The organism is Pseudomonas sp. CFBP 13719 (genome assembly GCF_014842095.1).
GTDB lineage: Bacteria > Pseudomonadota > Gammaproteobacteria > Pseudomonadales > Pseudomonadaceae > Aquipseudomonas.
Genome location: NZ_JACYVB010000008.1, coordinates 189336 through 199991 on the forward strand (window position 1 = coordinate 189336; position 10656 = coordinate 199991).

Annotated in this window: 10 protein-coding genes; 1 reads left to right on the forward strand and 9 read right to left on the reverse strand. The window is 62.7% G+C overall.

The window, feature by feature from the left end:
* Positions 1 to 77: 77 nt before the first annotated feature.
* Both fghA and IFT57_RS22170 read right to left on the reverse strand, forming a co-directional pair.
* Positions 78 to 920: an S-formylglutathione hydrolase gene (gene fghA / locus IFT57_RS22165; RefSeq protein ID WP_122795097.1), complete on the reverse strand. Its 843-nt coding sequence runs from the start codon at positions 918 to 920 to the stop codon at positions 78 to 80.
* Between the two features lie 8 nt (positions 921 to 928).
* The gene (locus tag IFT57_RS22170; RefSeq protein ID WP_192152678.1) at positions 929 to 2041 is read right to left on the reverse strand and encodes an S-(hydroxymethyl)glutathione dehydrogenase/class III alcohol dehydrogenase; all 1113 of its coding nucleotides are present in this window, start codon (positions 2039 to 2041) and stop codon (positions 929 to 931) included.
* A gap of 107 nt (positions 2042 to 2148) precedes the next feature.
* On the opposite strand from IFT57_RS22170, the gene IFT57_RS22175 reads away from it, so the two are divergent.
* Entirely contained in the window at positions 2149 to 3042 is an 894-nt protein-coding gene (locus IFT57_RS22175) for a LysR family transcriptional regulator (protein WP_342030372.1), read from the forward strand.
* Between the two features lie 38 nt (positions 3043 to 3080).
* On the opposite strand, the gene ispD is transcribed toward IFT57_RS22175, so the two are convergent.
* The 7 genes from ispD to IFT57_RS22210 form a co-directional block, all read right to left on the reverse strand.
* Positions 3081 to 3788: a 2-C-methyl-D-erythritol 4-phosphate cytidylyltransferase gene (gene ispD, locus IFT57_RS22180; protein ID WP_122795100.1), complete on the reverse strand. Its 708-nt coding sequence runs from the start codon at positions 3786 to 3788 to the stop codon at positions 3081 to 3083.
* Positions 3785 to 4063, reverse strand: a complete 279-nt coding sequence (gene ftsB, locus IFT57_RS22185) for a cell division protein FtsB (protein ID WP_043185120.1) — start codon at positions 4061 to 4063, stop codon at positions 3785 to 3787. Before ftsB ends, ispD begins: the two co-directional genes overlap by 4 nt.
* Positions 4064 to 4161: 98 nt before the next feature.
* On the reverse strand, positions 4162 to 5451 hold the full coding sequence (gene eno / locus IFT57_RS22190) for a phosphopyruvate hydratase (protein ID WP_122714029.1): 1290 nt from the start codon (positions 5449 to 5451) through the stop codon (positions 4162 to 4164).
* Positions 5452 to 5605: 154 nt separating this feature from the next.
* Complete coding sequence (gene kdsA / locus IFT57_RS22195) at positions 5606 to 6451, reverse strand: 3-deoxy-8-phosphooctulonate synthase (RefSeq protein ID WP_192152680.1); 846 nt, start codon at positions 6449 to 6451, stop codon at positions 5606 to 5608.
* Between the two features lie 5 nt (positions 6452 to 6456).
* Positions 6457 to 8088 carry a CTP synthase gene (locus tag IFT57_RS22200; RefSeq protein ID WP_122476552.1) on the reverse strand — a complete coding sequence of 544 codons (1632 nt, stop codon included), beginning with the start codon at positions 8086 to 8088 and terminating at the stop codon, positions 6457 to 6459.
* Positions 8089 to 8257: 169 nt separating this feature from the next.
* The gene (gene tilS / locus IFT57_RS22205; RefSeq protein ID WP_192152681.1) at positions 8258 to 9562 is read right to left on the reverse strand and encodes a tRNA lysidine(34) synthetase TilS; all 1305 of its coding nucleotides are present in this window, start codon (positions 9560 to 9562) and stop codon (positions 8258 to 8260) included.
* A 103-nt stretch (positions 9563 to 9665) separates the two neighbouring features.
* A complete protein-coding gene (locus tag IFT57_RS22210; RefSeq protein ID WP_185794267.1) occupies positions 9666 to 10613 on the reverse strand; it encodes an acetyl-CoA carboxylase carboxyltransferase subunit alpha in 948 nt (315 codons plus the stop codon).
* Positions 10614 to 10656 lie beyond the last annotated feature (43 nt).

Sequence of the window (10656 nt, forward strand, 5' to 3'; positions counted from 1 at the left end):
TTGGCGCAGGTTGGGCGGATCAAAACATCTGCAGTTGACTGTGCTGGCGCCTTCGCGGGCAGAGGGCGCCAGCGCGGTCACTTCAAGGCCTTTGCATGATGGCGCAAATGGTCATCGATGAAGCTGGCGATGAAGTAGTAGCTGTGGTCGTAGCCCGGCTGCATGCGCAGCGTCAGTGCATAGCCGGCCGACTTGGCTGCCTGGCTCAGAGCCTGGGGCTTGAGCTGACTCTCGAGGAAATCATCGCGATCGCCTTGATCCACCAGCAGCGGCAGATGTTCTGCCGCATCGGCGATCAGCACGCTGGCATCCCATTCGCGCCAACGCGAGCGCTCCTCGCCCAGGTAATGGGAAAACGCTTTCTGGCCCCAGGGGCAATCCATCGGATTGCTGATGGGCGAGAACGCCGAAATCGACCGATACCGTCCCGGATTGCGCAGCGCGCAGACCAGCGCTCCGTGGCCACCCATGGAATGGCCACTGATGGAACGCTTGTCCGAGGCAGGAAAATGCGCTTCCACGAGGGCGGGCAACTCATGCACCACATAGTCGTGCATGCGGTAATGCTGCGCCCACGGCTGCTCGGTAGCATTCAGATAGAAACCGGCACCCAGACCGAAATCCCATGCCTGGTCCGGATCATCCGGCACTCCCGCCCCGCGTGGGCTGGTGTCGGGTGCGACGATGATCAAGCCTAGTTCGGCGGCCAGCTCCAGGCCGCCGGCCTTCTGCATGAAATTCTCGTCGGTACAGGTCAGCCCCGACAGCCAGTACAGCACCGGCAACTTGCCGCCCTGCTCCGCTTGCGGCGGCAGGTACACGGCGAAGGTCATGTCGCAACCCAGCTCCTTGGAGCGGTGCTTGTAGCGTTTGTGCCAGCCGCCGAAGCTCTTCTGGCAGGACAGGTTTTCAAGGCTCATGGCAGACCTCAGAAGTGGATGACCGAGCGAATGCTCTTGCCTTCGTGCATCAGGTCGAACGCTTTGTTGATGTCTTCCAGGCCCATGGTGTGGGTGATGAAGGTGTCCAGCGGAATCTCCCCGCTCTCGGCCATTTCGACGTAGCTGGGCAACTCGGTGCGCCCGCGCACGCCACCGAATGCCGAACCGCGCCAGACCCGCCCAGTGACCAGCTGGAACGGACGCGTGGCGATTTCCTGGCCGGCACCGGCAACACCAATGATCACCGACTCACCCCAGCCCTTGTGGCAGCATTCGAGGGCTGCACGCATCAGTTGCACGTTGCCGATGCACTCGAAGGAAAAATCCACACCGCCGTCGGTGAGGTCGACGATGACCTCCTGGATCGGCCGGTCATATTCCTTGGGATTGATGCAGTCGGTTGCACCCAGCTGGCGGGCGATCTCGAATTTGCTCGGGTTGATGTCGACGGCGATGATGCGACCGGCCTTCGCCTTGACCGCACCGATGATGGCCGACAGACCGATACCGCCGAGGCCGAACACGGCCACCGTATCACCCGGTCTGACCTTGGCGGTGTTAAGCACGGCGCCGATGCCGGTGGTGACACCACAGCCCAACAGGCAGACCTTTTCCAGCGGCGCCTGCTTGTCGATCTTGGCTACCGAGATTTCCGGCAATACGGTGTACTCGGAAAACGTCGAGGTGCCCATGTAATGGAACAGCTCCTTGCCGTTGTACGAGAACCGTGTGGTGCCGTCCGGCATCAGGCCCTTGCCCTGGGTGGCGCGAATGGCCTGGCACAGGTTGGTCTTGCCCGACTTGCAGAACTTGCACTGGCGGCACTCGGGCGTGTACAGCGGAATGACGTGATCGCCCACCGCAACCGAAGTGACCCCCTCGCCCACCGCTTCGACGATAGCCCCGCCTTCGTGGCCCAGTACCGACGGGAAGATGCCTTCAGGATCCGCACCCGACAGGGTGTAGGCGTCGGTGTGGCAGACCCCCGACGCAACCACTCGCAGCAGGACTTCGCCTGCCTTGGGCATGGCCACGTCGATCTCGACGATTTCCAATGGTTTGTTGGCTTCGAATGCAACCGCGGCGCGGGACTTGATCATCAATGCTTGCTCCTGAAAAGAACGGGACTGCCAACAGTGTAATTCATGGACGGATACGGAATAATCGCCGCTTGCGCAAAACATTGATGCCATACAGGGATAATCGAGTGATTGATAACCGCTGGGAGGGTATCGACGAGTTCGTTGCGGTGGCCGAATGCGCGCACTTCACGGCCGCAGCGCAGCGGCTGGGTGTGTCGTCGTCGCACGTCAGCCGCCAGATCGCTCGCTTGGAAGAACGCCTGCAGACCCGCCTGCTTTATCGCAGCACGCGCCGGGTAGCGCTGACAGAGGCAGGGCAGACATTCCTCCAGCATTGCCAACGGCTGCAGGACGGCCGCGACGAAGCCTGGCGCGCCATGAGCGATCTCACCGGTGAACCCAAGGGGCTGCTGCGCCTGACCTGCGCTGTGGCCTATGGCGAGCGCTTCATTGTGCCGCTGGTCACGCGCTTCATGGGCCTGTACCCGCAACTGCGCGTGGAGATCGAGCTGAGCAACCGCACCCTCGATCTGCTTCATGAAGGCCTGGACCTGGCCATCCGCCTGGGGCGCCTGCAGGACTCGCGATTGGTGGCAACCAGATTGGCGCCACGGCGAATGTTCCTGTGCGCTTCACCGCACTACCTGGCGCGCTATGGACGGCCCCACAGCGTATCGGAATTGACGCGGCATAACTGCCTGGTAGGCAGTTCGGATATCTGGCCGCTGCAGGTCGATGGCAAGGAGCAGGCACAACGCGTGCAGGGTAACTGGCGCTGCAACAGTGGCCAGGCGGTGCTCGAAGCGGCGCTGCAGGGTGTGGGGCTGTGTCAGCTGCCTGATTACTATGTGCTCGAACATCTGCGCAGCGGTGCGCTGGTGTCGCTGCTCGAAGCGCATCAACCCCCCAACACGGCGGTGTGGGGGCTCTATCCGCAGCAGCGCCACCTGTCGCCGAAGATCAGGAAGCTGGTCGATTACCTGCGAGAAGGGTTGGCCGAGAGGCCAGAGTATCTGTAGGAGCGGTCATCGGCCGCGAACGACGCCACCGCCCCCCCTCAGCCACGCATCGCCCAACGCTGGCGCAGCCACTCCAGATCCTCGGGCCGGGTCACCTTGAGGTTGTCCGCCCGCCCCTCCACCAGCTTCGGCGCCAGGCCGGCCCACTCGATGGCCGAGGCCTCGTCGGTAATGGCCACTCCAGCCACCAGGCTATCGGCCAAGGCCCTGTGCAAGGTGCCCAGACGAAACATCTGCGGCGTGAACGCCTGCCAGATCGTACTGCGATCCACCGTGTGCTGAACCCGCCCGGCGGCATCGGCACGTTTGAGCGTGTCCCGCGCCGGCACGGCCAACAGACCGCCGACACTGTCATCGGCCAGCTCGGCAAGCAGTTTGTCGAGGTCGGTGCGGGAAAGATTGGGCCGCGCCGCATCGTGCACAAGCACCCAATCACTGCCGTCGGCGCCCTGGGCGTGCAAATGCAGCAAAGCGTTGAGCACCGAGTCGGCACGCTCGCGACCACCGGCCACGCGCTGGATCAGCTCGTTGCTGGCGCTGGGCAGGTCGGGCCAGAACGGGTCATCGGCGGCGATGCTGACGACCACGCCCTTGAGCCGTGGATGGCCGAGGAAACAGTCGATGCTGTGTTCCAGGATCGTGCGACCGCCCAAGGTCAGGTACTGCTTGGGGCGGTCCGCTGCCATGCGCGCACCCACGCCGGCGGCCGGAATCACTGCCCAGAAGGCTGGCAGCGAGGTATTCATTGGGCCAACTGGTAGAGGGTTTCACCCTCCTTGACCATGCCCAGTTCATGGCGAGCGCGTTCTTCGACGGTCTCCATGCCCTTTTTCAATTCGAGTACTTCGGCGTCCATCACGCGATTGCGTTCCAGCAGCCGTTCGTTCTCGGCATGCTGTTCGGCGATCTGCTGTTTCAGCTCGGCTACCTGCTTGAGACTTCCGTTTCCGACCCACAGGCGATACTGCAAACCACCCAGGAGCAGAAGCAAGACAAGAAACAACCAATAAGGACTGCGCATCACGTTACCCAGTGGTAAAAAACTTCAACTCTGCGACCAGATAGCACGAAGCCTGGCATCCGCCAGGCTCCGCATGTCGTCTTTCTACCATCTATTGCTTAGCCGCGAAACTCGTCGCGACCACGATAGACCGCCTTGGAACCCAACTGCTCTTCGATACGCAGCAGTTGGTTGTACTTGGAAACTCGGTCCGAACGGCACAACGAGCCGGTCTTGATCTGGCCGGCAGCGGTGCCCACGGCCAGGTCGGCAATGGTCGAATCTTCGGTTTCACCGGAACGGTGCGAGATCACCGCGGTGTAGCCGGCAGCCTTGGCCATCTGGATGGCTTCCAGGGTTTCGGTCAAGGTGCCGATCTGGTTGAACTTGATCAGGATCGAGTTGGCGATCTTCTTGTCGATGCCTTCCTTGAGGATCTTGGTGTTAGTCACGAACAGGTCGTCACCCACCAACTGGACCTTTTCGCCGATCTTGTCGGTGAGAATCTTCCAGCCGGCCCAGTCGGATTCGTCCAGACCGTCTTCGATCGAGATGATCGGATAGCGCTCGGTCAGGCCCTTGAGGTATTCGGCGAAACCTTCGGCGTCGAACTTGTGGCCTTCGCCGGCCAGGTCGTAGGTGCCGTTGTCGAAGAATTCGCTGGCGGCGCAGTCCAGCGCCAGGGTCACGTCGGTGCCCAGCTTGTAGCCGGCTTTCTCGACGGCTTCGGCAATGGCGCTCAAGGCGTCTTCATTGGACGCCAGGTCCGGCGCGAAACCACCTTCGTCACCGACGGCAGTGCTCAGGCCGCGAGCCTTCAATACCGCCTTGAGGTGGTGGAAGATCTCGGTGCCCATGCGCAGGGCATCGGAAAAGGTCTTGGCGCCAACCGGCTGGACCATGAATTCCTGGATGTCGACGTTGTTGTCGGCATGCTCGCCACCGTTGATGATGTTCATCATCGGCACGGGCATGGAGTAGACGCCCGGCGTGCCATTGAGGTTGGCGATGTGCGCGTACAGCGGCAGGTCCTGATCCTGCGCGGCGGCCTTGGCAGCGGCGAGGGACACGGCGAGGATGGCGTTGGCGCCCAGCGAAGCTTTGTTCTCGGTCCCGTCCAGGGCAATCATGGCGTGATCCAGACCCTTCTGGTCGACCGGATCCTTGCCCAGCAGCGCATCGCGAATCGGGCCATTGATGTTGGCCACAGCCTTCAGAACGCCCTTGCCCATGTAGCGGCTCTTGTCGCCGTCACGCAGCTCCAGCGCTTCGCGCGAACCGGTGGAAGCGCCCGACGGTGCGCAGGCGCTGCCGATGATGCCGTTTTCCAGAAGCACGTCGGCTTCCACGGTAGGGTTGCCACGGGAGTCGAGAACTTCACGACCTTTGATGTCGACGATTTTTGCCATTGTTATGAACACTCCAAAGTAGACGAGAACGACGCAGCGGGGGTCTCGGTGGCCCATTCACAGGCAGAGACCCGCTCCCACATGGAGCCGTGTGGGAGCGGGTTTCTGCCCGCGGAAGGGTCACCGCAACAAATCGGGCACTACTTTACCGCAATCAGGCCGTTTCGATCGCCGGGAAACCTTTGACCAGTTCATCCAGCGACTTGAGCTGGGCAAGAAACGGTTCCAGCTTGTCCAGGCGCAGCGCGCAGGGGCCGTCGCACTTGGCGTTGTCCGGGTCCGGATGGGCTTCCAGGAACAGACCGGCAAGACCCTGGCTCAGGCCAGCCTTGGCCAGGTCCGTGACCTGGGCGCGGCGGCCACCGGCGGAGTCGCTGCGACCGCCCGGCATCTGCAGGGCGTGGGTCACGTCGAAGAACACCGGGTACTCGAACGACTTCATGATGCCGAAGCCGAGCATGTCCACCACCAGGTTGTTGTAGCCGAAGCTCGAACCGCGCTCGCAGAGGATCAACTGGTCGTTACCGGCTTCCTCGCACTTGGTCAGGATGTGTTTCATTTCCTGCGGCGCGAGGAACTGGGCTTTCTTGATGTTGATGACCGCGCCGGTCTTGGCCATGGCCACCACCAGGTCGGTCTGGCGCGACAGGAAGGCGGGCAACTGGATGATGTCGCAGACTTCGGCGACCACGGCGGCCTGTTCAGGCTCGTGAACGTCGGTGATCAGCGGCACGTTGAAGGCCTTCTTGATCTCTTCGAAGATGCGCATGCCCTCCTCCAGGCCGGGGCCGCGGTAGGAGGTCACCGAAGAACGGTTGGCCTTGTCGAAGCTGGCCTTGAACACGTAGGGGATGCCGAGCTTGTCGGTCACCCGCACGTACTCTTCACAGACCTTGAGGGCCATGTCGCGTGATTCCAGCACGTTCATGCCACCGAACAACACGAACGGCTTGTCGTTGGCGATCTCGATGTCGCCAACGCGGATGATCTTCTGCGCCATGGTAATCAGGCCTTCTTCTGATGTTGAGCCAATGCTGCCTTGACGAAGCCGGTGAACAACGGATGACCGTCACGCGGCGTCGAGGTGAACTCGGGGTGGAACTGGCAGGCCACGAACCACGGATGGTCCTTGGACTCGACCACTTCGACCAGCGCGCCGTCGCCCGAGCGCCCGGAGACGACCAGCCCGGCTTCGACCAGTTGCGGCAGCAGGTTGTTGTTCACTTCGTAGCGATGACGATGACGCTCGACGATCACGTCGCGGGCGTAGCAATCGTGGACCTTGGAGCCGCCGACCAGTTGGCAGTCCTGCGCGCCCAGGCGCATGGTGCCGCCCAGGTCGGAGGCTTCAGTACGGGTTTCAACGGCGCCGGTGGCGTCTTCCCACTCGGTGATCAGGCCGACGACCGGATGGCCGCTGGCGCGGTCGAATTCGGTGGAGTTGGCGTCTTTCCAGCCCATGACGTTACGGGCGAACTCGATGACCGCCACCTGCATGCCCAGGCAGATACCCAGGTACGGCACCTTGTTCTCGCGAGCGTACTGCACGGCGGTAATCTTGCCTTCCACGCCACGCAGGCCAAAGCCGCCGGGCACCAGAATCGCGTCGACGCCTTCGAGCAGGGCCGTGCCCTGGTTCTCGATGTCTTCGGAATCGATATAGCGCAGGTTGACCTTGGTGCGATTGCTGATGCCGGCATGGCTCATCGCTTCGATCAGCGACTTGTAGGCATCGAGCAGTTCCATGTACTTGCCGACCATGGCGATGGTCACTTCGTGTTCGGGATTCAGCTTGGCATCGACCACCGCTTCCCATTCGGACAGGTCGGCGCCGCCGCACTGCAGGCCGAAGCGCTCGACGACGAAGTCATCCAGGCCCTGGGAGTGCAGGATGCCCGGAATCTTGTAGATGGTATCGGCGTCTTCAAGGGCAATCACCGCACGCTCTTCGACGTTGGTGAACTGAGCGATCTTGCGGCGCGACGACGTGTCGATCGGGTGATCGGAACGGCACACCAGCACATCAGGCTGCAAGCCGATGGAGCGCAGTTCCTTGACCGAATGCTGGGTCGGCTTGGTCTTGGTCTCGCCAGCGGTGGCGATGTAGGGGACCAGCGTCAGGTGCATCAGCATGGCGCGCTTGGCACCGACCTCGAAACGCAGCTGGCGGATCGCTTCCAGGAACGGCTGGGATTCGATGTCGCCAACGGTGCCGCCGATCTCGACCATGGCCACGTCGGCATCGCCGGCGCCCTTGATGATGCGCCGCTTGATCTCGTCGGTGATGTGCGGGATGACCTGGATGGTCGCGCCCAGGTAATCACCACGGCGCTCCTTGCGCAGCACGTGCTCGTACACCCGGCCGGTGGTGAAGTTGTTGTTCTGGGTCATGGTCGTGCGGATGAACCGCTCGTAGTGCCCCAGGTCCAGGTCGGTCTCGGCGCCGTCGTGGGTGACGAACACTTCACCGTGCTGGAACGGGCTCATGGTGCCCGGGTCGACGTTGATGTACGGGTCCAGCTTGAGCATGGTGACTTTGAGCCCCCGCGCCTCCAGGATGGCCGCCAATGAAGCCGAGGCAATGCCTTTCCCCAATGAAGAAACAACACCGCCCGTGACGAAGATGTAGCGCGTCATGAAAAACCCTAGAAGTCTGCGTTAAAGCGGCAGAAGCCGCCGGGGAAAGCGAAGGAAGGCCGAAGCCCCCGACGGCCAAAAACGGTTTGGCAATCGGCAACGTCCGTGAATCCGGTGGGCTCACAGAAGTTGTATCAAGAAGGGAGCGTAGTCTACCGGATTCCCCCTTTCATCTCAAACTCTGCTCGCCGGTTGTGGGCGACCAGAGCAGTCGACCTTCGATGGCGGACAGCGGCAGGTTGGCCACGGCGACCAAGCGGTCGTCGATGAACAGCAGCGGCAGACGATCGCGCACGAACCCCGGCAGCCGGTTTTCATTGAGCAAGCGCTTGAGGTCACGCTCGCCGCGGACCGGCAGGCGCAGGCGCTCGCCGCCCTGTCGATAGCGGATCTGCGCGTGCCCCGGCAACGGGCCGCCCTGCCAATGCACCGCGCCGTTGCCGATCAGCTGCAAGGCGTGTTCGGTGTTTGGCCAATCCTGACAGGAGGGCTGGGCCTGCGACCATTGGCCACTGACCCACCAGATCCGCCCGTGGGCCCTGTGCAGCTCGCCGTCGGCCAAGCGCCAGAGGGGCGTTGCTGCGGGATCCGCATCTCGCAAGGACGTCCAGCCTACCCAATGCTGGGTGTCGGGCAAGCGCGTAAGGGGTGCAAGCCAATACTGCAGGGCATTGCGCTGACGGCTTTCGGACAGGGTGCGAAGCGGCGCCAGGGCCAGGCTGGGCAATGCCAGCCAGGAAGGTTCGCCAGCTGTGTGCGCAGGCGCAAGGTCCGCGGCGGCCAGCTCATCCAGCAGCTGCGCCGCTTCGCTCAGGTGCGCGGCGGCCCTGACGATGCTGCTGGCAGCCTGGGGCCAGCGCGCCGTGATCACGGGCAGGACTTCGCCGCGCAGATAGTTGCGAGAAAAGCGGGTATCGGCGTTCGAGGGATCTTCGATCCACTGCAAATCATGGCTGCGCGCGTAGCCAAGCAATTCGGCGCGAGGCTCGTCAAGCAACGGCCTGACCAGTATCCCCTGCCCTTGCGGTCGCTGCCTGGGCATTGCCGCAAGCCCTCGCACGCCAGCGCCGCGCAGCAGACGAAACAGCACGGTTTCGGCCTGGTCGTCCTGATGCTGGGCGGCGAACAGCACATCAGCGGCGCCGAGCAGCGCATCGAAAGCGCGATAGCGCGCCTGGCGTGCGGCTTGCTCCAGGCTGGCACCGGTTTCGACATGAACCCTGATGATGCGCAATGGCACATCAAGCTGATCGCAAAGGGATTGGCAATGGGCAGGCCAGGTGTCGGCGACCGATTGCAGACCGTGATGGATATGAATGGCGGTCAACGCCGGACGGTTGGGCACGCTGACCAACAGGTGCAGCAGGACGGTGGAATCGAGGCCACCGGACAAGGCCAGGTGCCAGGCGGGTGCTTGCAGATAAGGCTGCAGCCTGTCGGTCAGGCGCTGGGCCAAGACGGAGGGTTCACGCATGGAGCGACCCCTTTTCGGTGCATGAATCGGGATCGGCAGTGTTGCCTTCGCGGGCAGAGGGCTCAGCCCTCTGCCCGCGAAGGGCGCGCCGCTGTCTCGGCCCTTACAACCCGTAGCTCATCAACCGGTCATAACGGCGGCCGAGCAAGGTCTCGGTGTCGAAACCCTTGAGCATGTCCAGCTGGCTGGTCAGCTCGGCGCGAATCAGGGCCGAGGCAGCGGCCGGATCGCGATGGGCGCCACCCAGAGGCTCGTCGATCACCTTGTCGACGATGCCCAGGTGATTCAGGCGCTCAGCGGTGATGCCCATGGCTTCTGCGGCGTCCGGCGCCTTTTCGGCCGTCTTCCACAGAATCGACGCGCAACCTTCGGGCGAAATCACCGCATAGGTCGAATACTGCAGCATGTTCAGCTGGTCACAGACGCCGATGGCCAGCGCACCTCCGGAGCCCCCTTCGCCAATGACCGTGGCGATGATCGGCGTCTTCAGCCGCGCCATCACCCGCAGGTTCCAGGCAATCGCTTCGCTCTGGTTGCGCTCTTCGGCATCGATACCTGGATAAGCGCCCGGTGTGTCGATGAAGGTAAGGATCGGCATCTTGAAGCGCTCGGCCATTTCCATCAGGCGGCAGGCCTTGCGATAGCCTTCAGGGCGCGGCATGCCAAAGTTGCGGCGAACCTTCTCGCGCACTTCACGGCCTTTCTGGTGGCCGATGATCATCACCGGCTGGTCGTCGAGGCGTGCGACACCACCGACGATGGCGGCGTCGTCGGAGAAATGCCGATCGCCGTGCAGCTCATCGAATTCGCTGAAGATGTGCTGGATGTAGTCCAGGGTGTACGGGCGGCGCGGGTGACGCGCCAGCCTGGCAATCTGCCAGCTGGTCAGGTTGCCGAAGATGCTTTCGGTCAGCGTGCGGCTTTTGTCTTGCAGGCGAGAGATCTCGTCGCCGATGTTCAACGAATTGTCGTTGCCTACCAGACGCAGCTCTTCGATCTTGGCTTGCAGGTCAGCGATCGGCTGTTCGAAATCAAGAAAATTCGGGTTCATAGGCATCCGTCTTGGGTCGACGGCCAAGCGGCCGGCCGGTTGA

Bases quoted from the DNA above. Each gene is read 5' to 3' on its own strand.
- fghA (WP_122795097.1), bottom strand. From the start codon at position 920: ATGAGCCTTGAAAACCTGTCCTGCCAGAAGAGCTTCGGCGGCTGGCAC.
- IFT57_RS22170 (WP_192152678.1), bottom strand. From the start codon at position 2,041: ATGATCAAGTCCCGCGCCGCGGTTGCATTCGAAGCCAACAAACCATTG.
- ispD (WP_122795100.1), bottom strand. From the start codon at position 3,788: ATGAATACCTCGCTGCCAGCCTTCTGGGCAGTGATTCCGGCCGCCGGC.
- ftsB (WP_043185120.1), bottom strand. From the start codon at position 4,063: ATGCGCAGTCCTTATTGGTTGTTTCTTGTCTTGCTTCTGCTCCTGGGT.
- eno (WP_122714029.1), bottom strand. From the start codon at position 5,451: ATGGCAAAAATCGTCGACATCAAAGGTCGTGAAGTTCTCGACTCCCGT.
- kdsA (WP_192152680.1), bottom strand. From the start codon at position 6,451: ATGGCGCAGAAGATCATCCGCGTTGGCGACATCGAGATCGCCAACGAC.
- IFT57_RS22200 (WP_122476552.1), bottom strand. From the start codon at position 8,088: ATGACGCGCTACATCTTCGTCACGGGCGGTGTTGTTTCTTCATTGGGG.
- tilS (WP_192152681.1), bottom strand. From the start codon at position 9,562: ATGCGTGAACCCTCCGTCTTGGCCCAGCGCCTGACCGACAGGCTGCAG.
- IFT57_RS22210 (WP_185794267.1), bottom strand. From the start codon at position 10,613: ATGAACCCGAATTTTCTTGATTTCGAACAGCCGATCGCTGACCTGCAA.